This window comes from Nitrospira sp. (genome assembly GCA_024760525.1).
GTDB lineage: Bacteria > Nitrospirota > Nitrospiria > Nitrospirales > Nitrospiraceae > Nitrospira_D.
On the sequence record CP060499.1, the window covers coordinates 4006133 to 4032447 of the forward strand.

A 26315-nucleotide genomic window follows, 5' to 3' on the forward strand; every position below is an offset into this window, starting at 1 on the left:
CAATAGAGCATTAGACTTCATGCGTACTGCCTTGATGGGGAATTCGCACATCGACCTTTGGATGCTCCGCTTGGATCGCGGCGCCCAACGAGAGGGCCTGCTTTTCTTCCCCATGCACAATGAAGATCGTGCTGGGGCACGGATCGATGGCTCGGACGTAAGCCAGCAGATCGTTGCGGTCCGCGTGGGCCGACAAGCCGTTGAACTTGACGATCTGTGCCCGTCGTGGGGTCGGCACGCCGAAGATCGGAACGACGTCCCAGCCCTCGACGAGTTTGCGGCCCAGTGTGTGTTCTGCTTGAAAACCCACGAACACGATCACGTTGGCCTCGTCCTGAATCGCGTGTTTGAGATGGTGAATGATGCGCCCGCCTTCGCACATCCCCGATGAGGAGATAATGACGCAGGGGCCGCGCATCGTATTGAGCCGTTTGCTGTCTTCAGGCGAGGAGATAAAACGGATATAGCGGGACGCGAAGACGTCACCACCGGCGGAGAACGTTTTAAGGGTCTCTTCGTCATAACAATCAGGGTGACGCCTGAAAACCTCCGTGGTCTTATCGGCCAGCGGCGAGTCGATATAAATCGGAACGGGGACCACCCGACCTTCGCCGACCAATTCTTTGATTCGCATGACGAGTTCCTGCGTGCGCCCGACCGCAAAAGCGGGCACGATGATCTTACTCTTGTGCGTCCGGGCATGCTCGAGGAGATCCTGCGCCTTCTTCTTCGTCTCTTCACCGACTTGTTCATGTAAACGGTCGCCATAGGTGGATTCGAGAATCAGGACATCGCAGGGCGGCGGAGGTTCGGGATCCCGCAGGATCGGCATGTGGGATCTCCCCAGATCTCCGCTGAACAAGACCGTCGTGCTATTTCCTCGCGCCGTATACTTGATCCGGACGGCGGCGGATCCAAGAATATGGCCGGCGTCATGAAATGAAGCGGTGAGGCGTGGCCCGATCTTGAGCTGATCTCCGTATCGTACGCCCTCAAACCTTCTGACAATCCTCCGGACATCCTCCCCGTCGTACAACGGGCGAACACAGGTGTTCCCGCGCCTTCGTTCCTGTTTGTTGACGTATCGGCAATCGTTTTCTTGAACACGAGCCGAATCTTCGAGCATGAGATTGGCCAAATCGGCCGATGCTCTGGTGAGGTAGACCTTCCCAGAAAAGCCCTGCCGGGGAAGAACGGGCAAAGTTCCTGAGTGATCGATATGCGCATGCGAGAGCAAGACGGCGCCGACAGACTTCGGCTCAAAACCCAGGTCGCGGTTTCGCCGGACCGCGTCGTCCCGGCGTCCCTGAAAGAGCCCGCAATCCAATAACAGCCGAAAGCCCGGTATCTCCAAGAGATGTCGGCTCCCAGTGACTGAACGAGCTGCACCGTGGAATGAGAGCTTCATACAGTAGGTACTCCACTATGGCGCGCGATCAGGTCCCAGGCTTCCTGAGCCGTCTCGGCATAATGAAAGAGGCGAAGGTCTGTTTGAGAGATCAATCCATTGTCGACGAGCCATTGCCAGTTGATCAGACGCTCCCAAAAGTGCCGCCCGACCAGGACAACCAGGACACTCTCCGTTTTCCCGGTCTGCAATAACGTGAGGGTTTCGAATAACTCATCAAGAGTACCGAATCCTCCGGGGAATGCGACGAGTGCTTTTGCCCGGATGAGGAAATGCATCTTTCTGATGGCGAAATAGCGAAATTGAAAACTAAGCCTTGGCGTGACGTAGGGGTTGGGGTGCTGTTCGTGGGGCAGGGTAATGTTGAAGCCGATGGATTTGGCGCTCACATCCGCCGCCCCACGGTTGGCGGCCTCCATGATCCCTGGCCCACCGCCGGTCACGATGACGTAGTCGCAACGGCCGTCGATCTGGCAGGTTGACGATACCACCCGACCAAATTCCCGGGCGATGTCATAATACTTCGCGAGTTCGAGCTGCCTTTTGGCGATCGCAACTTTCTGTTGCCGGACAGGATCGTCCGGAGCACCAGCCGCGTCCGCTTCCGCTGCCTGTAATGCCTGCCTTGCAGCAGCCGGATCGAGAAGCCTTGCGCTGCCGAAGACGACGATGGTGGACCTGATGCCTTCTTCCCGTTGAATCAATTCGGGTTTAAGCAACTCAAGCCCGATCCGGACGGAACGCAGCTCATCCCGTTGAAGAAACTCAGTGTCCTTATCGGCCGGGATGTAAGAAGAGGACAGCCCGTCACTGTTGTGAGGATGTGGATGATCCGAAGTACTCCGGCTCATGGCGCGTCATTATAGCGGGGCCACCGGACGGCGGCAATTCGGTGGGAATGGACAGCCTTGATTGTTGGAAGGGATAAGGATGAAGGGGAGGCCGGTAGAGATGACGTTGGAATCCCCGCTCTGACACAACCCACTGAGGGTCACATAATACTTGAAACGCATCGACGCCAAGTCCCGTGCGTGAAAAAATCAAATCTGGATCCACAGGTGTCCAAGGCCTCGCCAAATAACCAAAATTGACACGTGAGTATTTCAGATCGAGAAATCGGTATGTTGCGACAATGCCCGTATCCGAATCGGTAAGGGAGTCGGGTGCCCCCAACCTGGCAACAACTTCGGCGAATGTGGTCTTCCCCGGTACAATGAAGGCAACATCCTCCGGGGAAAGAGAGGTATTCAGGGAGACCCGGACCACGTTACAGCCCAGCCATGGCAAACCGGCCATCACGACTAGGAAAAAGAGGGTAACCTTCCTACTCCACGCACCGATCATGTCATTCCCCGAACGGCCAGAACCGAAACTCCATACCTCCCGTGCGTTTTGATGATATGACGTCTTCGACAAGTCCATCCCGGTTCAGGATCACGAACAAGTCGTCACTTTTAATGGAAAGACGGGTGAAATTGAAGAGGATCAGCAGAAGACTTCCTGCTTTGGCGTCGTATCGATAGTACTGAAAAACGTCTCGTCCATTGAGCTGCAGCAGCCGATCGGGCGCCCCGAGCAATTGAAACACTTCGGCTTTCGTGGTGGCGCCTGTATGAATGGCGGCGATGGTATCGGGCTTGATATCGTCACCCAAGGTGCCTCGACTGAAGGCGCAGCCTTGAGACAGAAACACAAGAACCAAGAGCCCAAAAATGTGGCGACTGAGTTTCATGGCAACTCCTTGTTCATTGCTGTAACGGACGGAAGCCCAAGGACAAAATCCTGTTCATAGACGGCATAAACGGACGGCAACAATCCAACCCGTTGGTAAACAGATTGAGCCCTGTGATTCTGCTGTTCGACGTACAATCGCATCCCGCAGACTCGCGGATCGGCCTTGGCTCTGGTCACGACATGCTCGTGCAGGGCTCGAAATACTCCCAGCCCGCGGCGGTCCGGTGCAACATAGACACTCTGAATCCACCAAAAGAGCCCGTTGCGCCAGTCACTCCACTCGTACGTGATCATCAATTGACCGACCGGCTTGTGGCCGCTTACTTCCGGAAGCTCAGCAACCAGATAAAACCCATACTCAGGATTCTCCAGGAAGGCAAGAGTCCCCAAGCGAAGTGTGGAAAGATCGAGCCGGCGATGCTCTGTTTCGAGTGCCATCGCGCTATTGTACTGGACAATGGTCTCTACATCGTCCAGGCAGGCCGGCCTAATGTGGATTCCGCCAGAAGTCATTGATCACGAGGAGATCGATTGTGATGTGCCGAGCCAGCCGTTTTTCGGCTTATAGAAACCTGCTGAAAATTCCATTTTCATGGCGTCCTCAGGGGGAAGATTAATCGGGACGAGCGCCTGTTCCGGGATGAAAGCCAGAAATCCGGTAAAGGGATGGATGGCGGTTGGAACGAACACCATGAAAAGAGTGTCCGAAGGCGCGACCTGGATGGAGGGAGGAGCCGCGCCCATCACAAACCCTAGCGCCCAGCAGCCATCTCGAGGAAATGGAAACGCAACGACCTTGCTGCGGCCAAATCGAGATCGGAAGTTCAGCACATCGGTCATGCCCTTCAATGTGAGGTAGATGCTCTGCACCAGCGGGATCTGCTCGAGGCGTTGCTCCAAACGCGCCAATAAATTATGCCCGATCACATGATCCGCAATGAGCCCGGCAATAATAAGTAACAGAACCAAAAGGAGCAAGCCAAGCCCGGGGAGTGGATTCAACATGTACCGACCGACCAGGCCATCGAGCGTGGTAAAAAGAGCTGACAGGATCAAGAAGGTAGCCCAGGCAGGGAGTAAGACAATGAGTCCAGTCACGCAGGTTCGCCAGAAGGCCTTGATCATGATGAAACACCTTTGCGGTAAATCGCTTCAGTCTAGCAGAAATAGTCCATCAAGAGGAGTTCTTCGGAACGGCTTGCGCTCTCTACTCCTATCGACTATTCTAGCACCTTCCTAGAGACAGGAAGATTGAAGACTCATGAGTATTGATTCGGATCTCCTTGCGATTCTCTGTTGCCCTGAGACCAAACAGCCGGTGAGTGTCGCCGAGGCTTCCCTTATTGAAAAGATCAATGCGGCCCTTGCACGTGGGGAAGTGAAAAATAGAGGGAACAGGCCGATGACTGGGCACATCGACGGGGGTCTTCTTCGTGCGGATCAGAAAATCCTTTACCCGATACGAGATAGCATCCCGGTGATGCTGATCGAGGAAGGTATTCCGCTTGAACAACTTCAGTGATCCAGAGAAGTTCTTCCTTCTGCCTTCCTGATCTTCACGCTCAGAATACCGCCGGTATGAGGCTCTCGGTTTCTGGTCTTCCAGTTTCCCTTCTGTTGGTGGTCACAGAGGTTAACCGCCCCGGGCTGTAGATGGTCGAGCTGCTGTTGTGCATCTCGCGGCGCCCGAACCGAAACCTGGAATGGGTAGGACTTTCTGATCTAAGGGCTGACGATTTGAACGGTCTTCGCCGCCGCTTCCGTTTTGGAGCCGGTGGATGTGCCGCAGTGAATGCAGAGATACTCATAAAGATTGCCTGTGGGAAGCACGAGGAGTAAGCGTTCTCTGGTGGGTGTGGCCACTCGGCAACGGGGGCAGAAGAGCAGAGAAGCATTCAGAGAGCCGAATTGGCCTTGAGCATCTTCGGGGGTGCTTCGCGGGCGAGTTCTGGGTGCCTGGCGAGTGCCAGGTGTCCAGGGGATTCCTGGTTTTCGTGGAGGTTGTAACATATTTCAATATTATTGATGAACTGCCGGTAGGGTCAAGTAGTAATCTCGTAGCGGACCGGGTCTGGATTGCTCGGCGAAGGCATGCGGGGTACCGACGAAATTGTGAATAGTCGGGAAAGTGAGACGGGGCCTTGCCTCTGCATCTCTTGTGTGAGACAGAGGAGCCCCGCTTAACACATACCCATTAGACGGTCGTCTTGGCAGACTCGATCTCGGTTGCGGTAATCAGGCTGGAGAGATAGTCGGCAACGAAATTGAGGGCTTCTTCGCGTCCGTCCGCGCGGCGGCCTTTTTCTCTGCGTTGAACGGATAGTTCGTGTTCCAAATCAGATTTCACTTCACCCAAGATACGCTGAAGCGAGGACGGTGTGAGATTCGCATCCATCTCTTCAAGTTCCTGACAACGGTCAAGAACCCAGTTTAGCCCTTCAATGCGTCCCGCGTAATGTTCCTGTTCAGCCGTATCGATCCGCGCCATCGCGGTAGCGAAGGTTTGTGCTTCATAAATCAAATTGTAGAAACTGGTGACGGCCCTTTGCAGCGATGGATTCATGATTCTCCTTCTCTTATGGATGAAGGGCAATTATACATGAGATTGCCGTGCCGACAAGGAGTATTTTTGTTGTTTATGTGAAGAGGAGGGAATGAAACTCGTTCATGAATCCGTAGTAGAGGGAGGCGAAGTCTTTGAGACAGTCTGGGCTGGTTTCCTTCAATCGTTTGAAAAAGAAGACCTGAGTGCGAGGATCGAGTTGCTCGAGCAATTGGCTCAGTTGGGCCATGGAATAGCTGCCGGCAGGGACACTCAGGATATAGTGAACAAGTCGCTCGACAAATTGCTGGGCGACATATTCGCTGTTGAGGTAGCCATCTGGGAGTTTGCCGGCGGCGAGGAACTCGTCAAATGGGATGGCCTGCGCAGCAAAGGGGACTGATTGCTGCTGATCGGATATCACGCTGAACGTGCTCCCTCGTAGTAGAGCTCAAAATACGACCTTCCAAAACTCTACTGGAGGGAATATATCTCGTCAAGTGCGCAGAAGAAGTGGCATCTTCTGAGCCGAAAGACGGATGGGAGAGATAGATGATGCTCTGATAAGCCCTAGAGACGATAGGCACTATGCCATCTGATACTAAAACATAATCTTAAGAATGGATATAAAAAGAGAAGGGCGGAGTTCCTGGTTGGGACTCCGCCCTTCTCTCTACCCTGCCCGCCCCCGACGACGACGGGAGTGGACCCCGCGCGCCAGGCCTAGAGCCAGGTGACGCGTTCGGCGGGGCGAATATAGATGGGCTCCTCGACCTGAATGCGGGCGACTTCCTTGCCCGACTTGTTGAAGCCCAACACCGTATCGTTGTACATCTCGAACCGCTTGCCGTGGATCTGCGTCTCGAAGACTTTCGGCCCGGGAATCACGTCATAGCGGAAGACGATCTGCTGACTCGCCCGCCACAACTGCAGCACGGCCAACAGTTCCCGGCTCGGCACCAGATACTTCTCGATGGCATTGTCCACCCCGGGGCCGAACATCTGCCGGGCATACCCGCGCGGGCTGTGCCGCGGCGGGATGTAGAAGCCATTGGGCTCGGTGCCCCATTGCGGATAGAGCGGGAGCGCCACTTGCTCGACCCGGATGGCGTAGTACAGGGGGTGCCACCGATCCTCCGCCCACAGGCCGTCCTCCCCGATCCGCACCAGGCTCTGCATGCGAATCTTGCCCACGCAGGCCGCCATGCAGCGTGTTTCCATCGGCTCGCCGCCCGTCAGCGGATCCTTGCCTTCGATCCGCGGATAGCAGGCAATGCACTTTTCACTGACCCGGGTCGTCCCCCGGTACATCGGCTTCTTGTACGGACACTGCTCGACACATTTCTTGTACCCCCGGCAGCGGTTCTGGTCGATCAACACGATGCCGTCCTCCGGCCGCTTGTAGATCGCTTTGCGCGGGCAGGCCGCCAGGCACCCCGGGTAGGTACAGTGGTTACAGATCCGCTGCAGGTAGAAGAAGAAGGTTTCGTGCTCCGGCAGGCTGCTCCCCGTCATTTTCCACGGTTCGTCCCGGGAGAAGCCGGTCTTGTCGATCCCTTCGACCAAGGCCCGCATGGAGGTGGCGGTGTCTTCGTAGATGTTCACGAACCGCCATTCCTGGTCGGTCGGTATGTACCCGATCGCGGCCTGGCCCACTTTGGCCCCCGCATCGAAGATGGTCATCCCTTCGAACACGCCATAGGGCGCATGGTGTTTGCGGCCCACCCGCACGTTCCACACCTGGCCCCCCGGATTGACCTGTTCGATCAACTGCGTGATTTTCACGTCGTAGAACTGCGGGTACCCGCCGTAGGGCTTGGTCTCCACGTTGTTCCACCACATGTATTCCTGCCCCTTGGAGAACAGCCACGTCGACTTGTCCGCCATGCTGCAGGTCTGGCACGCGAGACACCGGTTGATGTTGAACACAAAGGCAAACTGCCACTTCGGATGTCGTTCCTCGTACGGGTACAACATCTTCCGCCCCAGTTGCCAGTTATAGACTTCAGGCATTGCGTCTCTCCTTTTCGTTCGGTCCGAGGGACGGGGCCGCGTGGACGCGGCCCCTCGCCCCTCTCTGCCGGACGGTTAGACCTTGATTTTGATGTGTTCGCCTTTGAGCCACTTGATCATGAACTCGTTCTCTTGCCCCGGCGTAAAGCCGGTGCGCACCGGCTCCCACGGCCCTCGGGCCCCGATCCCGCCGTCTTCCGCTTTGGTGATGCGGATCAGGCACTCCTTCGGAACCGTATTAATAGCATGGTGGTCGACCTGATATCCCCATTTGAACTTCCAGGCAATGGCATGTTTGCCCGGGAGCGAGTCGGTTTGGTGTATCGGCATCAGCCAGTTGCGTGTAAAGGACTGTTGTGCACCGTACCGGAAATTCGACTGATACCCCGTATCGATCGCGATGGCCCGGCCGTCCGGGCGGGTTTCATGGCCCTTCACCGATTTCGGAGTCGACACATAGGGCGCATGCTTCGCCATCGTGACATGGTACGGATACGATGGGTTGTACTTCGCGCGAATCATCAACCGGGCGACTTTGTAGTAGGGGTCGCTCGGTTTCCAGCCACGGTACGGGCGATCGACGGGGTTCCCGTCGACATACACATAGTCGCCGTCGTTGATCCCGCGATCTTTCGCCGCTTGCGGGTTGATGTGGATCTGGTGCTCGCCCACCCCCGGCGTCCGTTTATCCATGCGGTACGGATCCCCGAAGTTGGATTCGTAAATCTGCACCCAGTCGTTCACCGACCACTGACTGTGCACCCGGTGGCGCGTCTTCGGCGTCACACAGTAGAACTGATAGCCCTTCTCCCAAAGAGGATTCGAGTGACGCATTATTTCATGCCACGACAACTTGATGTTCCGGACGGTTTTGTCGTCATGGTGTTGTGCCGTGATCGGAATGCCGTAGTCGTCGGGCCGAACGTAGGGATTTGTCGTGAAGATGGCGTTCGGCAGGTAGGGCGTTGCCTCCGGCCCTTCGCGGTGGGAAATAAAATTCTCCCCGTATTCAATAGACTCTGGTTCAATCCGATAGTTCTCGTACCGTCCGCTGCGGGTCCACATGGGCTTCGACTCGTTGGTCTCTTCCCAGAAGGGATGCCGCGGGTAGGTGCGCACCATGACCATCCACCCTTTTTCCGATTTCAGCATGACGTCCGCTGAATAGCCGTAGAAGGTGCTGGAGGCATCGAGCATTCGTTGCGCATAGACGTCCACGCGGTTCGCGTAGACCATAGCGAAATAATCCTTCATACGCTTGTCGCCGGTCATCTCCGACAGTTTCGCCGCAACGCCTGCGAAGGTGTCCAGGTCGTTGCGAGTATCGTACAAAGGACGAATGCCGCCTTTCCAAATCTGGACCCACGGATTAGAGACCGTGATGGTCATTTCCGGATAGGTGAATTCCATCCAGGAATTGCAGGCAAAGGCGATATCGTTGTGATTGACGTCGGACGTCATCTCGATATCCTGCGTGATGAGGCATTCGATGTTCGGATCGACGTTGCGCACCATGTCGTAATGGTGCTTCGCGTTGTTCAAGACATTGACATTGACCACCCAACGGAACTTGCTTGGTGTCGGCATGTGGGTCTTGCCGGTGAACACCTTGCGGCCGTACTTCGGCGTATTGACGATCAAGGCCGTATCGCCATGGTTCCAGTACCCAACTTCCTCGCCGTAATAGTAGGACTTTGTCTTAATTTCTTTTCCATGGGCGTTGGGGTCCAAGGTGATGTTGAAGGGGTCTTCGCCGGTGTGGACTGACAGACCAGCACCGGACCAAGGTGTTGCAGTCCAACAACCGGCTTTGTAGTTACCGGCCCAGGTATGCTGCCCCGTGCCGAACTTGCCGACGTTGCCCGTAATGATGAGGACCATCGCAGCCGCACGCCCGTTCGGCGTCATGTGGAAATAGTGGCAGACCCCTTCGCCGTTGTGAATCGCGGCGGGCTTGATCGTACCGGAATCCCGTGCCCAGCGTACGATGAGATCCTTCGGAGTGCGGCAGATCTGATGCGTGGTATCCAGGTCGTAGTCTTGAAAGTGGACCAAGTACATCTGCCAGACCGGCATCGCATCGATTTCACGGCCGTTGAGCAGCTTTACCCGGTAGGTGCCGTTGAGGGCGGCATCGATACCGCTGTTGATGTAATGCCACCCCACTTGCTCTCGATGCAGAGGAACAGCCTGTTTCTTATTGAGATCCCAGACCATCATTCCGCCGAGTCGCTCAATTTGTTCGGGCTTCAGGGACTGAATGCGGCCCGAGTAGCTGTGTGAAAAATCGGGGAACTTATAGTCCGCCACCACATCACGCGGATCCAAGTATTGCAGGGTATCTGTGCGCACCAAGATAGGCGCGTCTGTAAATTGCTTTAAGAAATCGGTGTCATGCATGTTTTCGTCGACAATGATTTTCATCGCGCCCAAAAACAATGCACCGTCTGACTCCGGACGCAAGGGCATCCAATAGTCCGCTCGATAGGCAGTTGGATTGTATTCTGGTGTGATGACGACCACGCGGGCGCCGCGCTCGATACACTCCAACTTCCAGTGCGCTTCCGGCATTTTATTCTCGACGAAGTTCTTGCCCCAGCTCGTGTTCAGCTTTGAAAAACGCATGTCGGAAAGATCGATGTCCGACCCCTGAACCCCGGACCAGAAGGGCTGAGAAGGATTCTGATCCCCGTGCCATGTGTAATTGGACCAATAGCGACCACCCTGTGCCTGATCAGGACTGACTTTGCGGATCCAGGTATCGAGCAAGGCATTGATCCCGCCATTCATCCGGGTGTTACCCATCTTGCCGATGATGCCAAGGACCGGCATTCCAGCGCGATGCTTAAAGCACCTCGTGCCCGCGCCCTTCATCATTTCGATCATCTCCGGCGCATACCCCTGCTCCCGCAGCCGCCGCGCCCCGGCTTCCCCACTGTAGCGGGTGGCGATCACAATCATGGCCTTGGCCGCATAGGTAAACGCGGTATCCCACGAGACCCGCAGCATGTCGTCCAAGAAGCGACTGTCAAACTTATACTTCCGCTTGGTTTCGGGGGTGACTTCCGGGGAGCCATCATCCATCCACTGCTTCCAGCCCTTCCGCATCAAGGGGCCCTTCAGCCGATAGGGCCCGTAGACCCGCCGGTGGAAGGTAAACCCTTTCAGACACATGCGGGGATTATGGGCGAACGTCCCCCGGTTGCCGTACAAGTCCTCATAGGTTTGGTGGTCGTAGTTCTGCTCCACGCGCATGACCACGCCGTTGCGCACAAAGGCCCGAATCCGACAGGCGTGCGTATCGTTGGGCGAGCAGACCCACGTGAAGGAGGAATCATACCGATACTGGTCATGATAGACGCGCTCCCAAGAGCGGTCCGGGTAGTCCCCCAGGGGATTGCCCACCTCGATCACCGGCTGGAGCGCGGTCAACGCCAGGACCTTGTCCGCCACGGCGGCAGCGGCGACCGTGCCGACGGAGACCTTCAGAAATTGGCGACGTGACAAGAACATTGTAGCTACCTCCTCAACATTTATGAGCTTGAACGGGACTCACTTCCGCTTTGCTTACTTAGCTTTTCTTTAGCCAAGCCTATAATGGGTATCCAGAAATCAGGTGCAAAGAATTTCATCAAGGGCGTTCGCAATATTCAAACCACACGATGGACTCGGTCATTCTTTTGGAAAGGAATCATAAGTTACTGAAATAATAGATTACTTTTTACTTTCTATTTTCTGAATTTTAGGTCATCAGGAAGACATGATGAGTAGTTATAGTATCACTGCTGGACTGCGCAGGGCTGAGCCGTAGAGCAGACTATACGAATATAGTTTGTAATATTAGGTATTTATGGATTCGAGTGTCGACCAGTTTTGGTGCGTTACCTGAACGTAACATTGTAGAATTGGTAACCCTTGTTTTTATTCAGATCGCATTGGATTCCTCGCTTGACAGTGTACTGAGAGGCCAGTACACTCCGCTCCTCAAGCCTCTCGAGCGGGAATAGCTCAGTGGTAGAGCATCGCCTTGCCAAGGCGAGGGTCGAGGGTTCAAATCCCTTTTCCCGCTCCAACATCCAAGTTCAATTGATTTGAACCCTCGACAAGGGGTGCCGAGGGGGGTGTGCCCACTTCGCGGGGAGCATGCGAGGGGGCTGGCCCCCTCTGCAGGAGTCAGCGAGACATGCTTCAGGGTTGAGCTGACGACGGAGAGCGGTTCAAATCCCTTTTCCCGTTCCAAGCACCCTTACAACTTCGCGCCGGATTTGAACCCATCACAAGCCTTGCACCTTCGCACTTGGAAAAGAGCGAACAGGTTGTCGCGTTCTCAGTTTCTTAGGGTTTTGGTAAGGCTATTAGGTGGCGAAGGTTATTTTCCGCTCGTCGCAGCTCTTCTGTGGTCAACAGTGCCCGACCAAATCGTGTTCGGCAATACAGTTCTGTAATAAGCGCGACGGCTGAATCCGCTTCGCTCCATTTCGCTTGAGCAATTCGAACAAATTCGAGGGGTCCCATGGTAGTTGGCTTCGAAATGCCTTTCCCGGCGAGATGCTTGATCATTTGTCTGTAGAGCTGCACGATGGCCTGCTCGTCGCGCGTTGTCTTTTTCCGGGCCCTTCCACTTACCCATGGCCGCTTCATGCCGAACCACAACAAAATTGCAAATCCAATCAGTATGAAACTCAGCAATTTCCCCGAAGGGTGCATGGTTCCCTTGACCACGTATTCGGTCATTCCCCTGGCTAGATTCATGAATGGGCTGAAGAGTGCCGTCATGGAATCGAAGGCCTTATTTCTGACCGATGTACCTCCGGCTTTCAATTCTCGAACAACAGCAAGCTGATCCGCTGCGCTGTACTGCACAAAAAACCGGCTCCAGTGGAGCCGAATGCTGTCCATCATTCGTCCCACAGCTTGCCACGCCGGGTACTCACTGCCGACGTTTTCGATTAACGAAGGGGTCGGATCCATCATGATCCACCCGGAATTGGGCAGATGCACTTCGACCCACGCATGGGCGTCCTGCTGCCTTACCAAATAGTAATTTCCATACTCGTTCCATTCCGTAGCCAGGAACCCCGTCACGAGGCGCGCGGGTATTCCGATGGTCCTGAGCATGATTACCATGGCCGTCGCATAGTGTTCGCAATAACCGGTCTTGCGGGAGAAGAGAAATTCCTCAAGAGGTTGGTCCTGTTCCGCAAGGGGCGCCTCAAGACTGTAGCGATAGTTCTGCGTCAGGTATGTTTGAATTGCAGCGGTTTTTTCATAGAGGCTACGTTGCGTTTGCGTGATGTCTCGCGCCAAGGCACCGATCCGCTCGGAATAGGTGGGGAGTTGTAAGAAATGTCGGGCAAATGATTCGGAGTATTGACCCGGTTCGGAACCCAGGTCTACCGGCAACACAGGATTGGATCGAGAAACGACCGTGTATTCGATCCGTGAGGAACTGGGAAACGGCAGATAGACTGAACCGATGAGATCGGACTGGACGGTCGGAAACTTTCCGTTGACGCTCTCAATGAAAGGCGCTCCGAAGAGGACCGGGGTGTCCAGCGGTTCGAGGAGGATCTTCTGGTGAACGACCTCCCCGAAGCGGGACGGGAGAGAAGATCGGCTGCCTCGGACAACGAATGTACCTGCAGCCTCTTCGTGTAGGTTTCTCCGATAATTCAGCTTGTTCGTCCATCTTTGACCGTCGTACCTATCAAACGCGACCCCTCGAACGTACAGCCTGTCCGTTTCGTGCGGCGAGCGATCGATCAATTCGACCCGCATGACAACGCTGGGATCTCGTTTGATGGGTCCTATGGCTCCTAAGTCCACCGTGTCGGAGAAACCTGACGTCCGAATGTTCTCACCGAAGCCTTTCTGATAAAACCCCGCGCTGACTCGCGGGATTGTGAAGAAAATCACCAAGGTCATCCCAAAGGTGGCCAGCGCCAATCCATTCGCAAACCAGAAGAGTTGTGGAGTGACCCGACAGAGAGACTCCGGTTGTTCCTGCCGAATCTGGTCCGACATTCCGAAGCCCATCATTCCCTCGGATCGTTTGGTGAGCTGGAACAGAAGGAGCGTCCAAACTCCGGTAATAAGATAGAGTAGGAAAATCGGGAGATACCAGAGATCCGTCGTCAGAGACCCAGATGCGAGGATTGCCACAAGACTGATGGCATAGAGATGCAGATAGTCCCGACGAAGCTTGAGGTTGAACAGCTTGATGATCATGAGGATCATGAGGAAGTGAATTCCCGCGGGCAGGAGCTCACCAGAAACCCACAACATGTCCACCCAGAATCCAAGAAAGCCGACGATCACAAGCAGATTCCATCCGGTGGTCGAGAAGGGAGTGCGCGTTGCAAGATTTTCAATCGATCCAACTCTTAAGTTCCTCGAGAGCACCAGGATCAGGGAAGCCCCGGCCAGCGCCGCCAGCCATCCAGGCAAACCGGCTCCGAGCGTCAACCCTATGAAGGACGCCGATGCCAGCAGAATCGACGTGAGTCGAAGGGCCTGATCAAAGGACATGTGAAACTCCACCCACCATTTCTCCGTTGATCAGAAGGGTAAGGTCCTCTGCCTTGACATCCTCTGGTCCGCGCCATGACCGCACCACAATCAGGGTCCCCCCTTCGACTTCTGGACAGTCGGCGCCCAGTCCTTCAGATAGTACGAACTGTGTAGTTGGAGCGCGTCGTTCACAGAGGGCGAGCATGCGCAGGAGTTCGAAGTAGTGGGCTTCCCCCTGGCCAAACGAAGAGCGCGATGTCCCGAGAAGCAATTGGAAGAGATAGCCTCGATGTGCCAGGTAGTGAACGATGGAGGCGGTCAGGGATACTGCTCGTTCAAACAAGGCGTCATGGCTGACCGGAGCAATGGTCGGCAAATGAACGACGGCTCGGCGTTGGTCTTCGGCCTCAGTTTCTCGAACCGTCAATTGCGAGGTCCGTGCCGTCGTCGGCCAATGAATACTTCGCGAGTCATCCCCGGCCTGATACAGCCGTAGATTATACAAATCGTTGCCATGGCCTCGTCGATAGACGCTTTGCTCTTGCCCCGTGACGTGAAGACCTCGTAACAGAGTGTCTTCAAGCGGTTTGATCTCCGGACAGGCGACGGCTGTCCCTTCGACTTGATAGAAGGCCTTTTTCATGAAGAGTCCGAAGGGAAACTCCGTGGCGATGCGCACGCCCTCCAATTGGAGCTTCCCGCGGCGCGTGGCAATCAAGGGATACGACAACAGGCGGCTGCCGCCTGGAGGAAGTTGGGAAACGTCGACCCCGCGATCCAGATCGCGACCATCGCTGACGTCAAATACCTTCAATGAAAAGCTGGGGAGCCTCGATTTGCGGTTCTTCACCACCAGGGTCGCTGTGACGGGCTCGTTCACAAAGAGCAGATCGGGAAGATGGCGGTGGAATTCCAGCCGCCGGAGGCAGTATTCCGCCACGATTCCTGAGACCAAAATGAGGCTCAGCATCATGGCCAGCAGAAGATAGAAGAGGTTGTTACCCGTATTTATGGCAGCCGCGCCAATGGCGAGGGTGAAGATCAGGAACTGAATGCCCACTGAGGTCACGCGTGTTGAGCGGTGGCGAAACATCCGCCGAACGAAGGAAGGAGATTGAAAAGGCATGTGCCATTCGCTCCACGCCGGCCGGCAGACTTCAGGCGAGACCTAGACCGGAACAGGAATCGACTCGACCAAATCCTGGATGATCCGCTCGGCCTGCTCAAAACTTCGTTGGTGCAGACTCTGCGTGCGCGCAACCATGATGCGGTGAGACAACACGATGGGGGCAAGCTCCTTGACATCATCCGGCACACAATAGGTCCGACCGCGAACGAGCGACAATGCCTTAGCAGCCCGGCTCAGCGCCAACGCTCCTCGTGTGCTCACCCCCAAAGACAGCAGGTCCGACTGCCTGGTGCTCTGGACAACAGCCAGGAGGTAGTCCGTGATGCTCTCCTCCATGAGCACCCGATCGACCTGCTCCTGGAGCAGAAGGACATCCTGTGCCGTGATCAGCGGTTGGAGCTCCTCAGCCGGGTGGAGGGATTGCGCTCGATCAAGGACCTTCTTTTCCTCTTCGTGCGATGGGTAGCCGATGCGAAGCCGCATCAAGAACCGATCGAGCTGTGACTCGGGGAGTGGAAAGGTCCCATGGTATTCAGCGGGATTCTGCGTCGCGATGACCATGAACGGCTGGCTCAGGGGATAGGTCTTGTTGTCGAACGAGATCTGCGCTTCGCTCATCGCCTCCAAGAGACTGCTCTGCGTTTTGGGCGTCGTTCGATTGATCTCATCCGCCAGTACGACATTGGCAAAAATCGGACCCGGGATAAATTCAAAGGCTTGCTTCTGGCGGTTGAAAATGGAGACTCCCACGATATCGGACGGCAGCAGATCGCTCGTGAATTGAATGCGTTTGAAGGAGCAATCGAGCGATCGCGCGAGACTATGAGCGAGCGTGGTTTTCCCAACCCCCGGCACATCTTCGATGAGGAGATGCCCTCGCGCCAGGAGGGCGACGATGCTCATCTCGATGACATGCGGTTTCCCTTTGATAACTCGGGCAATATTCTCCTGAATGGCCTGAATGGTCTGCGTTGAATTCATCTTGGGACTAACGTGTGGGAAGTGGCTGTAGAGTTGCTTGGTGATCGGACACAATCGAAGTCTAACAAAGGGTCTAAAGACGGTCAATTATTCATGTTTTTTGCGCCTCTAGGATCTTGGCGCTGGGCGGAGGTGTTCGATGAGCGCTCTAAGCCTGGACAAGGGTGACCATCCACGGGGGAACTTCTTCGATCATAGAGGAAAACTTCCGAGCGGTACTGCTCGCGGGAGTGCCTGGAAACGTTGCGCCTCGGCTGATACGGACATACCGGAAGGTCCCATCCAAGCCGTCCAGTGAACGAGATGGAGTCGATGTCGGAGGTTGATGCCGAAGAGCCGCCAACTCGGCGAGATCAACCGATTCACCGACCGGCAGAGCGGCCAGCACATCGTAGACCTTGCCGAAAATCTTCGGCAGATTGACGGCGGTAAATGGCTCGTCCTGTGGACGATAGTGTGGATTCTCCAGAAGCTGCCCGAGGAGTTCCCAGAAGACTTGCGCATCCACTGAGCCCAGCACGCAAACAGATCCACGACGGGCAAGCAGATTCAGGAGAGCGACGGGTCCGGCGATCTCGAACTTCCAAGGAGGGAAAAGAAGGGCGCGATCACCATGTTGAACTTCCAAGGCAGGCTCCTTTCCAAAGCGTGTCTGGTGAAATACGCCCTTGGTCCGCTCCAATTCCTGCCTGATGAGTGCCTGAGAGAGCCGCGTCGGTTCATACGCAAAGGTGGGCGTGGCCGGAGCCCAACAGGTGGCAATGGTATATCGAGGTGCCAACAACTCCTGCTCATCCAGCTGTCCAAGCTCGAACATATTCTGGTTACTGTAGAAGGAGAACGAAAGCCCGGGTTCCTGCTGTAGTCGCCGCAGCCTCTCCGGATTCGCATGGAGCGGTCCACCCAGCCTCGAAAGAGGATCGAGTCGATCCAGGCAATGGAGAATAAACTCTCGGTTCTGCTGCATAAGCGCCGGCCCATAGAGATCAACCAGTTCTTCAGCGAACGAGAGATCACCGGCTCCGATATCCAACAGAGAAGCCACGTCTGCGCGATGAAGGAGGTCGAATGGATTCTTCAGATTGCGGATCGCTTCTTCGATCTCTGCATTTGATAGGCGAGTCTGCGGCCATCTTGCTCCCGGTTCCGGAACGAGTTCAAAAAAGACACTGAGCGACCGTAGCGCTTTGGCCGGGGGGAAACCGGTCACGGATCTCAGACCCTCTCCGTCGAGGTCCTGAACGGATTGTGCCGATTGCGATTCGAAAAGACGCAGCAGGGATTTCTTCACTAAAACCGGAAGGTCTCTTTCCCGAATGGTCTGGTGAAGCCGGAGAAGGGTGGAAGGAAGAGTGGTCCTTTCAATCAGCTGCTTTGATGCGTCCCATTGTCTTGGAGACCGGCGGGCGCGATGGCTCACGACACGGCGGAATTCAGCGAGCGGGTCGGGATTCATCGGAGAGTGATCGGCTTTGTGTATCAGGGATTCAACGAGACTACATCAAGAGCATAGTAGCGTTCAAACAATAGCGTCAAGTCCGCTTGTTCACGCTCAATCGGTGTGGTAGGACTGAATCCATGGGAACACAGTTCGGATTTGCTGCCTCTGGAAAGTGGAAGTCGGCCGTCATGCTGGGCCTGCTGGCCTGCCTTCTGACGTTCACGGCCAGTTGCGCGGTTGAGCGCCATAGCAACCCTGGCTCCAGTGATGGTGGATGGCAGCCCTGGCAAATTCTCGAGACCCAAACCGGTCGCACCCTTCCTTTTTCGGAGTGGATCAAGGACTTGGAGCGTCACGACATTGTGTATCTGGGGGAGGAGCATCACAACCCGTCCCATATCCAAGCCGCACTGAAAGTATTGGACCAACTGGTCGCCGACGGCATCGACCCGACGATCGGCATGGAGATGTTCGGCTGGGACGGCCAACAAGCACTGGACGGCTACATATCGACGACTCAGCCGGTTACGAACGAGTTTTTGGAACAGGTGCGCTGGAAACAAAACTGGGGTGGAGCGTTTGAAGACTATGCCCCGCTCGTCACGTTTGCTCGCGACCATCGGATATCTGTCCGAGCGATGAACCCTCCCAAACCGTTGGTTCGTCGCGTCGTCAAACTAGGGCTTGACCAGGCCAAACAAGAGCCGGAATGGGCCGACTGGGAAATACTTCAAGAAGATATCGTTGACGATCCTGCTTACCGGGAAAGGATTGTCGACCAGCTGAGGCGGTGCCATGGAGGAACCGAGGAGCACTACCGAACGATGTACGAAGCATCGATGGTTCGTGATGAGGGCATGGCCAAGACGCTGGCTATCAGGCAGGAAGAACTCCGACGTGCCGGCGGTGTCCGCCACATCATCGTAAGTTATACCGGAGGAGGCCATGTCCAGTACAACCTCCCCGTGCCGAAGCGGGTTGCCAGGCGTCTCGGAGGTGCTGTCAAACAGGTAACCGTCTATATGGTTTCGTTTGACGCAAGCCGAACGGATGACGTACGCGCGCTCTTGCGGGAACCCATTGCAGATTACATCTGGCTGACGCCTATGGGTAAGCGACAGCCTTCCCAACCCTGCCGGTAGGTCCGTCTCACCGTGCGTTCCACCGCGCCACCATCCAAGAGCAACTCAAAATTGATCAGCGCTTGACAGGATTTCGTTCGCTCGTCACACTGATAGAATCATTCTCATAATTCGGCGTCTTAGAGACTCGGGTGTCGAAGATGCGAAATAAGATTCCTTGCAGCGCGGAGCGGCTCGGGTTGCTAGACCCCCAGATGATCAAGGCCGTGAGCGAAGCTTCCGCCTATCAAATCGGTCAACAATACCTGACCGAGAATCGGGTTCGTATTGTGGAAGCCGACGACTCCCAGATCACTTCGGCCGTCATCGGCAACTCGGGTTTGTACGAGCAAACCATCCGGCTGAAAGACGGTCATCTCATCTCGAAATGTTCCTGCACGGCTGCTGAAGAGCCCATGTGCCGACATTGCATCGCGGTCCTGCTGGAATACCATCGGTGGGCCCAACCTCGGCAAGCGCGCAAACCGGGGTCTCCAAAAGAATCGAAACCGCTACCGCAGGTCGATTCTCCGACGAATGGAAAGGCGCCCACCATGCAAGCGCCTGCAGTCGACGTTAAGCTCAACGAAATCATGCAACTTATGGAGTGGTTGCAGTCGGCGACGAAAGCGATCGGGAAGCAAGAGGTGCTTCCCGAACCTCCCAAACTCGGCCCCGGAGAAATCTCGACATGGATCCGAGCCATTATAAATCTTGAGGAACGATGCCGCGAAAGTGAAGACGCTTTTGGTCAGCTGGAAGCCGATTTGCACGGTCATCATGCGCACGTGGGACGCCTGACTCAACAACTCCAAACTGCAACGGCGCAGATAGACACCACACGGATGACGGTACAAGAGCTTCAACGCCAAATCGCAACATATAAAGAGACGCTCACCAGAGTCGGTGAGTTGACGGCCGAGGTGGTCCGCTATGATGAACAGATGCAAGCGGCTGCTCGCGACATGCTTCAGAAGGGTTCTCAGTTCGATAAGCTCGCCGGTTCTTTCAAGGAAGTCGCGGAAGCACTCAGAGCAGCGGTCAAGAATCCCCCTCTATAATAGCTATTTCCCCCATCATTTACGCGCCTACTTCCGCTTCTAATGCCTCTTGCGCCTTCCAATTGAGGTCCAGTAAAATACGCCCTTCTTTTGCTTGTCCGATTTGGAGGGAGACGGAGATGAAACAGCTACTTTCAGGTATGGGTCTGATAACCGGTGTTCTGCTAAGCCACGCGTTGCCGGCGATGGCCAACGCCCCAGAGGGAGGAGGGGCTCCGGACTATAGCGGAATCACCGGTCTGTACTATTTTTTGATCGGAGTGATCCTCGTCTACGGCGTCTATGATACCTTTTTCAAGAAGTCGTAACGAGTCACGTCCTCTTGTTCAACTGCAGGTCCTCTTGTTTCACTTCTCGCAAGTTCCGAGGGGAACGTCACGCACTCAACTCCGCCCGTGAGCGAGTCATGATTTCTGTCTTCGCTCATTCAGCACGGGTCTGAGTACGTTCACCACCTGCTCAACGATAATCTCGTAACCTTCCTTTGTCGGGTGAATGCCGTCCGCCTGGTTCAGTGACGACGACCCGCCAACCCCCTGAAGAAAGAATGGAATCAAGGGAAGGTGATATTCGTGGGCAATCGCCGGGAAGACGGCTTCGAAGCTCGCGGTGTAATCCTGTCCGTAATTCGGCGGTAGTTTCATGCCGGCCAAGACGACGGTCGTGCCGGCCTCCAGCAGGCGTTGAACGATCTGGCGGAGATTGTTCTTGGTTTGATCGACGCTGAGCCCCCGGAGTCCATCGTTCGCCCCCAATTCGACAATCACCAGTTCAGGCTTGTTGTTGAGAATCCACGGCACGCGGCGCAATCCACCGGCCGTGGTGTCGCCGCTGACACCGGCATTGATCACCCGGTACTGATAGTTCAGGTGATCCAGCCTGCGCTGGAGTTGGGCGGGGTAGGACTCATCGGCTTGTACCCCGAGTCCGGCGGTGAGACTGTCTCCAAAGGCCACGATGCGGGGCCTGGTGTCCGAGGTTGAGGAGGAGACGCCTTCGGTCGTGGACGTCCAGAGAAGCATGATGAACACCGGCAAGAGTATATGGTGAAATCGCTTGGCTCGTAACATGATCCCACACAACAGTCGCTCACTTCTTCGGTACAGTATAATATCATTCTCTATGGTCTCGTTCTGAGGCAAAAAGGATTCTCAATGATCAACGTGAAACAGATTTCGATGGTCTTAACCGCGGCGGGGCGTTCTGTCACCATCCTCGACCGCATCTCGTTTGAAATTCCGGCCAAACAGACCGTGGCCATCGTGGGACCTTCAGGGAGTGGAAAGTCGACATTACTCGGTTTGATGGCCGGCCTGGATCGGCCGACCACCGGAGCGATCGAGCTGGATGGAACCGACATCGTCGGCATGGCCGAGAGCCAGATGGCCAGATTCAGACGGGAAAAAGTAGGGTATATCTTCCAATCGTTTCATCTCATTCCCACCCTGACGGCAATCGAGAACGTCTCTATTCCGTTGGAGCTTAGCGGAGTGGGTCGGGCCGGTGGTCGTGCGGCAGAACTGCTCGACGCGGTCGGGTTGTCCGACCGCATGGGGCACTATCCAGTGCAATTGTCCGGTGGTGAACAGCAACGGGTCGCAGTGGCTCGCGCCTTTGCTTGCCGGCCACCGATCTTGCTGGCCGATGAGCCGACAGGTAATCTCGACAGCTCGACCGGCGCCCATGTCATCGAGTTGCTGCTCTCTCTTCACCGAGATCACGGCACCACCCTTGTGCTCGTGACGCACGATGCCACGCTGGCTTCTTCGATGCAGCGGGTGGTTTCGCTCCGCGACGGACGCCTGGAGTCGGATACCATGCCCTCGTATTCCGAATTTGTCGATGACCTCCCGGCCGGGCTGCCAGGCTCTGACCGAGTCTTCTCCGCCGATCGTTCACCTTCCGATTCCCCCGCCGAATCAAATTCATGACATCCTTCATGTTCAAGATGGCATGGCGGGAGACACGCGCGGCGTGGCGACATTTTCTGTATTTTTTGGTCTGTATCGCCATCGGCGTCGGCGCATTGACGGGCGTCTCCCTCTTCGGTACGCAAGTGGAGCAAACCGTCACCAAAGAAGCGCGGGGCTTGCTGGGAGGCGACCTGGAGATCCGGTTATCGCGGCAGATCAGTCCGAACGGCCAGGCAATCTTGGACTCACTGAGCGATCGTGGAATCTCGCGCACGCATATCAGCGAACTGGTCGCAATGGCGGCGCCGGCAGAACCTTCCACCACTGGCCAGCTGACACAGATCGTTGAGCTCAAGGCCGTCGAACCTGAGTACCCGCTGTATGGCTCGCTGCGATTGGAGCCCAACAGCAACTTAGCGGAACTCCTTCACCAACAAACTCGAGGGTGCCCTGGGCGTACCTGTTTCGGAGTCGTAGTGCAGGAGTCGCTTTTAATCAGAATGGCGTTGGCCGTCGGCGACCGGCTCAAGATCGGTCAAGGTCAGTTCGTCATCACCGGTGTGATCAGGACGGAACCCGATCGCATGGCCAATGCGTTCAGCCTCGGTCCCCGCATCCTGATGTCGCGAGAGGGGCTTGATGCGGCTGAGCTGATCAAAGCAGGCAGCAGAATCCGTGAACGCTATCTCTTGAAAGTCCCTGGCAACATGGCGCCTGAGCCTCTGCTGTATGAGTTGAGAACACGCCTGACACCTGAATCTGCCCGTGTCTCGACATACCGGGACGCCCAACCACAACTGAAGCAGTCGCTGGAACAACTGACCCGGTACTTGGGACTGATCGGATTGACGGCGCTGTTCGTGGGCGGTCTGGGAGTCGCAACTTCGGTTCATGCCTTTGTGCGAGAAAAGTTGAATACGATCGCGGTGTTGAAGACAGTCGGCGCGGATTCTCCAACGATCATCGGAACCTATGGATTGCAGGCGATGATCCTTGGGCTGGTCGGAAGTCTGGTCGGCCTCATTATCGGCGTCCTCCTCCATCAGGGACTCCCTTGGATGATTGCGGCTCTGGTGGCGTCGGATCTTCTCGAGCAGTTGGGATTCACGAAAGGCGCGATGAACCTTGCTTTCACGCCTCTCGCGAAGGGTCTGGCATTGGGCATACTGTCCACGTTGCTGTTCACCCTGTGGCCGCTGCTCACGATCCGTGAAGTCAAACCGGCTCGGATCTTTCGCCGTGATGTCGCTCCGCTTGCCCCGGCTCGAAAGCAGCAGAGATTCCGATGGTGGACGGTCTGGGAAAACTTTGACCCCATCAAAGGAATCGTATCGAGCGGGATCGGCCTGGGGTTGGCTCTCTTATCCGTGTGGCAAGCGGGGTCCTGGAAAGTCGGCCTGCTGTTCATTCTGGCGTTTGGAGCAGCGGTTCTTCTGTTGGGGGCGTCAGCCCGTGCCGTCCTGGCAGCGGTCAAGAAATGGCCTCGTCCCGAGCGCCTCGTCCTTCGCCAAGCGCTGGGAAATGTGATGCGCCCGGGAAGCCAGGCGGTGGGCATCACGATCGCGATTGGAATCGGGGTGATGGTCGTGACGACCGTGTCGCTCGTCGAACGGTCGTTACTCGTGCAGGTGGGCGAGAATCGACCGACTGATTCCCCGACGTTTTTCTTCATCGATATTCAGCCGGATCAGACCGGTGAGTTTCTGCGGCTCCTCCATCAACGAGCCGGCGACTCGACCCCTCGGTTGACACCGTTGGTGCGCTCTCGCCTTGCTGCCCTTAAGGGGGAACCGGTCAAACTTGAAGCCACATCGGAGGCAGAAGAGCAACGTGAGAAGGCCTCCGAGAAGGAAGAGCGGCGAAAAAAGTGGTTTCTGACACGAGAGTATGTCCTCACGTTCCTCCAGGAGCTTCCCAAAGACAACACGGTGATTCAGGGCAAGTGGTGGAAAGCGGGACAAGTCTTCACCAAACCTCTGATCTCGATCGAAGAAGAGGCTGCGAAGCAACTCGGCCTGACAGTCGGAGATACGATGGAACTTGACATACAAGGTGCGTCCATCACCGGAGAGATCAGCAGTATTCGCCGAGTGGAATGGGGAAACTTCTCCACCAACTTCTACATGATTTTGTCCCCGGGTGCCCTCGACGGTGCTCCCCACACCTACGTGGCAACCGCTCGAGTCGCTCCATCCGAGGAAGTGCCGCTCCAGCAAGCAGTGGTGGCCTCATTCCCGAATGTGACGGCCATCAACATCGGAGATGTCCTCGACAGCTTTGCGCGCGTGCTCGATCGACTGTCTCTCGCTATCCGTGCCGTGGCGCTGTTCTGTGTCCTATCGGGAGCTGTGGTGATGGCGGCAGCCTTGGCGGCGACGCGTTATCGCCGTCTGTATGAATCCGTGATTCTCAAAGCCCTTGGAGCGACACGTAGCGTGATCGCCCGCTCCTTTGCGGTCGAATATGCCTTGCTTGGAGCCCTGGGCGGGTTTCTCGGCAGCACGCTGGCCAGCGCATTGTCTTGGGCGGTCCTTGAGACCGTGTTTGAGTTATCGTGGAATCTTCAGCCAGCCGTGCTGGCCATAGGCGTGATCGCGACGATCACCTTGACGGTGTCGGTCGGTTTTCTCAGCACCTATCGCATTCTGGGCCAACCTCCGTTGGCGGTGCTTCGCCACGAGTGATTGCGTAATAATAGTTACCTGGGTATTTATTGTTGTCCTGCCTTGTGATACGCCTTACCTACAGGTGTATACCCAACATTTGTCCATCCCGTCCGGTGCAATAAGACATGGGGCGGTTGTCGCTTCGATGCTTGTGTGTCTCGGTCTTGCCGGATGCTTTGAGAGGATTGTCGACTCAACCGAGGTGTTCGGCGACGTGAAGCAAGGAGAAACCTACAGTCTCACTTCGACGATGATTGATGACTGGTACGCGGTCGAAGCAATTGACAGTCAGACCTTCGCCATTAACGAACCAAAATCTTCTCAGTACAACACCAGCTATCTGATCATCGGGGACGCGCAAGCCATCATGTTCGATGCAGGCAGCGGCGAACGTCCTCCCGGATCGCGATCCATGCGCGCAATAGCGGAGCACTACACGGCCAAACCCATCACGCTTATCCTGTCCCACTTTCATTATGACCATATCGGAGACGCAACAACATTCAACCGCACCAATCTTATCGACCGACCGGAAATCCGCACTAATGTCAAAGACGGTGTCTTTACCATCGGCCCCTGGGAATCGCTGGACATTGAAAGACGACCGCTCAAGGTGGCCGCGTTCATTGCCGATGGCGACGTGATTGATTTGGGAGACCGTAAGCTGGACGTGTTTAACATGCCTGGGCATACCACGGAATCAATAATCCTGCTCGACAGAAGCCGCAATCAGGTCTTTACGGGCGATTTCGTCTATCAGCATCTTGGCGGCATCATTGCCTTTGCGCCGGGATCTGATCTGCTGGCGTACAAGACACACAGCGGTCGGCTGTTGCAGCTTACCAATTCCGATACGCTCTTTTTCGGTGCACATGGCGTTCCGCAGCTCAGTCACGACTGGCTGACGCTGCTGGACCGCGAACTTGGCAAGATCGTCAGAGGTGAAGCGGAATATCGATATGCAAGCCATTATCTTGCCCCCGGCATCCCGTGGCGAGTACACCAGAATGGAAACCTATACATCTACATCACGCCCCTGGTGGACCCGCCGCTCTTCTGGTCCATATGGACGCTGCTGATATTGGGGACTGTGAGCGTCATCTTCATGTATCTGCTCCAAAGGATCGTTCGTCTGCCTTTCGCTTCTGTTCGGACAAAACCCTGGTAAGCAAATCCGCCGCGCCAAACACCTGTCGTGAGTTTGCGATCGAAGCGAGGGAATTTAACGGGTGATGCGAGGCAGAACCAGCTGATGGATCATGGCTATGGCAGCGGCTTAGGTTGGGAGGCTACCGGCGCGATTATAGGAATTCAGGCAACCACACATCGACGATGTGTCGAATTCGCCGCTCATCGTCTCGATGGAGCCGGGTGAAGCGCAGGCCGATCGCGCCATCGACGACGGACCGAACAACGGCCTCATCAATCGTAACCGGGAATGAATCGTCGGAATACTGGAACTCCAGTTCAAGCCGCGAGCCGATTCTGATCGGAATGGTGGAACGGATTCGGCATCCGCGAATCGAAAGGTTGTCGATCGTCCCTTCCTTCGTTGTCTCAGAGGAGAAGGCGGATTCGCGATGTCTAAACCAGACTGGAAAAGATACGTCGATGCGCTCAAAGCTTCGACGCGGATTGGATGTCCGACGGCCGAGAAATGTTCGAAATCGCCTGCCACACAGCTGACAGCGAAAGGGATAAATGGTCAAGCCACTCAGGACGGCATCAGGCAGAGTCGTTCTCGCTGCGAGGCGAATTTTGATCGCCCCGCAAGCCGGACATCGTAGATCAAGCAT

Annotated in this window: 22 protein-coding genes and 1 tRNA gene; 8 read left to right on the plus strand and 15 right to left on the minus strand. The window is 55.8% G+C overall.

The features are described from left to right. Positions 1 to 10: 10 nt before the first annotated feature. The 5 genes from H8K04_18775 to H8K04_18795 all read right to left on the minus strand — a co-directional run bounded on the left by H8K04_18775 (position 11) and on the right by H8K04_18795 (position 4267). Entirely contained in the window at positions 11 to 1408 is a 1398-nt protein-coding gene (locus H8K04_18775; protein ID UVT15815.1) for an MBL fold metallo-hydrolase, read from the minus strand. After that, entirely contained in the window at positions 1405 to 2259 is an 855-nt protein-coding gene (locus tag H8K04_18780; protein UVT15816.1) for a TIGR00730 family Rossman fold protein, read from the minus strand. The genes H8K04_18775 and H8K04_18780 overlap by 4 nt, the downstream gene beginning before the upstream one ends. A 494-nt stretch (positions 2260 to 2753) precedes the next feature. After that, positions 2754 to 3140 (minus strand): hypothetical protein, encoded by a 387-nt coding sequence (locus tag H8K04_18785; protein ID UVT15817.1) that lies wholly within the window; start codon positions 3138 to 3140, stop codon positions 2754 to 2756. Then, positions 3137 to 3655 carry a GNAT family N-acetyltransferase gene (locus tag H8K04_18790; protein UVT15818.1) on the minus strand — a complete coding sequence of 173 codons (519 nt, stop codon included), beginning with the start codon at positions 3653 to 3655 and terminating at the stop codon, positions 3137 to 3139. The genes H8K04_18785 and H8K04_18790 overlap by 4 nt, the downstream gene beginning before the upstream one ends. Positions 3656 to 3658: 3 nt before the next feature. Continuing rightward, a complete protein-coding gene (locus H8K04_18795; GenBank protein ID UVT15819.1) occupies positions 3659 to 4267 on the minus strand; it encodes a DUF502 domain-containing protein in 609 nt (202 codons plus the stop codon). 136 nt (positions 4268 to 4403) lie between these two features. Here H8K04_18795 and H8K04_18800 point away from each other — a divergent pair, with 136 nt between their 5' ends. Beyond that, complete coding sequence (locus tag H8K04_18800; GenBank protein ID UVT15820.1) at positions 4404 to 4664, plus strand: Trm112 family protein; 261 nt, start codon at positions 4404 to 4406, stop codon at positions 4662 to 4664. A gap of 672 nt (positions 4665 to 5336) precedes the next feature. Here H8K04_18800 and H8K04_18805 read toward each other — a convergent pair. The 4 genes from H8K04_18805 to H8K04_18820 form a co-directional block, all read right to left on the minus strand. Then, the gene (locus H8K04_18805; GenBank protein ID UVT15821.1) at positions 5337 to 5705 is read right to left on the minus strand and encodes a hypothetical protein; all 369 of its coding nucleotides are present in this window, start codon (positions 5703 to 5705) and stop codon (positions 5337 to 5339) included. 73 nt (positions 5706 to 5778) lie between these two features. Then, positions 5779 to 6108 (minus strand): hypothetical protein, encoded by a 330-nt coding sequence (locus tag H8K04_18810; protein UVT15822.1) that lies wholly within the window; start codon positions 6106 to 6108, stop codon positions 5779 to 5781. Between the two features lie 299 nt (positions 6109 to 6407). Then, positions 6408 to 7697 (minus strand): nitrate oxidoreductase subunit beta, encoded by a 1290-nt coding sequence (locus H8K04_18815; GenBank protein ID UVT15823.1) that lies wholly within the window; start codon positions 7695 to 7697, stop codon positions 6408 to 6410. Between the two features lie 75 nt (positions 7698 to 7772). Beyond that, the gene (locus tag H8K04_18820) at positions 7773 to 11210 is read right to left on the minus strand and encodes a molybdopterin-dependent oxidoreductase (protein ID UVT15824.1); all 3438 of its coding nucleotides are present in this window, start codon (positions 11208 to 11210) and stop codon (positions 7773 to 7775) included. A 484-nt stretch (positions 11211 to 11694) separates the two neighbouring features. On the opposite strand from H8K04_18820, the gene H8K04_18825 reads away from it, so the two are divergent. Then, positions 11695 to 11769: transfer RNA gene (locus tag H8K04_18825), tRNA-Gly, on the plus strand. 263 nt (positions 11770 to 12032) lie between these two features. Here H8K04_18825 and H8K04_18830 read toward each other — a convergent pair. From H8K04_18830 to H8K04_18845, 4 genes are all read right to left on the minus strand, one after another. After that, on the minus strand, positions 12033 to 14225 hold the full coding sequence (locus H8K04_18830) for a DUF3488 domain-containing protein (GenBank protein UVT15825.1): 2193 nt from the start codon (positions 14223 to 14225) through the stop codon (positions 12033 to 12035). Next, positions 14215 to 15333 (minus strand): DUF58 domain-containing protein, encoded by a 1119-nt coding sequence (locus tag H8K04_18835; protein UVT15826.1) that lies wholly within the window; start codon positions 15331 to 15333, stop codon positions 14215 to 14217. The genes H8K04_18830 and H8K04_18835 overlap by 11 nt, the downstream gene beginning before the upstream one ends. A 42-nt stretch (positions 15334 to 15375) precedes the next feature. Next, positions 15376 to 16317: a MoxR family ATPase gene (locus H8K04_18840; GenBank protein UVT15827.1), complete on the minus strand. Its 942-nt coding sequence runs from the start codon at positions 16315 to 16317 to the stop codon at positions 15376 to 15378. 148 nt (positions 16318 to 16465) lie between these two features. Beyond that, positions 16466 to 17773 (minus strand): hypothetical protein, encoded by a 1308-nt coding sequence (locus H8K04_18845; GenBank protein ID UVT15828.1) that lies wholly within the window; start codon positions 17771 to 17773, stop codon positions 16466 to 16468. Positions 17774 to 17895: 122 nt separating this feature from the next. Between H8K04_18845 and H8K04_18850 the strand changes: the two genes are divergently transcribed. The 3 genes from H8K04_18850 (at position 17896) to H8K04_18860 (ending at position 20248) form a co-directional block, all read left to right on the plus strand. Continuing rightward, positions 17896 to 18900, plus strand: a complete 1005-nt coding sequence (locus H8K04_18850; GenBank protein UVT15829.1) for a ChaN family lipoprotein — start codon at positions 17896 to 17898, stop codon at positions 18898 to 18900. 140 nt (positions 18901 to 19040) lie between these two features. Further along, complete coding sequence (locus H8K04_18855) at positions 19041 to 19940, plus strand: hypothetical protein (protein ID UVT15830.1); 900 nt, start codon at positions 19041 to 19043, stop codon at positions 19938 to 19940. Positions 19941 to 20059: 119 nt separating this feature from the next. Next, entirely contained in the window at positions 20060 to 20248 is a 189-nt protein-coding gene (locus H8K04_18860; protein UVT15831.1) for a hypothetical protein, read from the plus strand. Positions 20249 to 20344: 96 nt separating this feature from the next. Here the strand turns inward: H8K04_18860 and H8K04_18865 are convergent, their stop codons facing one another. Then, on the minus strand, positions 20345 to 21010 hold the full coding sequence (locus H8K04_18865) for an arylesterase (GenBank protein ID UVT15832.1): 666 nt from the start codon (positions 21008 to 21010) through the stop codon (positions 20345 to 20347). Positions 21011 to 21094: 84 nt separating this feature from the next. Here H8K04_18865 and H8K04_18870 point away from each other — a divergent pair, with 84 nt between their 5' ends. The 3 genes from H8K04_18870 (at position 21095) to H8K04_18880 (ending at position 25687) form a co-directional block, all read left to right on the plus strand. After that, complete coding sequence (locus H8K04_18870; protein ID UVT15833.1) at positions 21095 to 21871, plus strand: ABC transporter ATP-binding protein; 777 nt, start codon at positions 21095 to 21097, stop codon at positions 21869 to 21871. Between the two features lie 8 nt (positions 21872 to 21879). Next, positions 21880 to 24537 (plus strand): ABC transporter permease, encoded by a 2658-nt coding sequence (locus H8K04_18875; protein UVT15834.1) that lies wholly within the window; start codon positions 21880 to 21882, stop codon positions 24535 to 24537. Between the two features lie 196 nt (positions 24538 to 24733). Further along, the gene (locus H8K04_18880; GenBank protein ID UVT15835.1) at positions 24734 to 25687 is read left to right on the plus strand and encodes an MBL fold metallo-hydrolase; all 954 of its coding nucleotides are present in this window, start codon (positions 24734 to 24736) and stop codon (positions 25685 to 25687) included. Positions 25688 to 25820: 133 nt separating this feature from the next. Here the strand turns inward: H8K04_18880 and H8K04_18885 are convergent, their stop codons facing one another. Beyond that, complete coding sequence (locus H8K04_18885; protein ID UVT15836.1) at positions 25821 to 26315, minus strand: PilZ domain-containing protein; 495 nt, start codon at positions 26313 to 26315, stop codon at positions 25821 to 25823.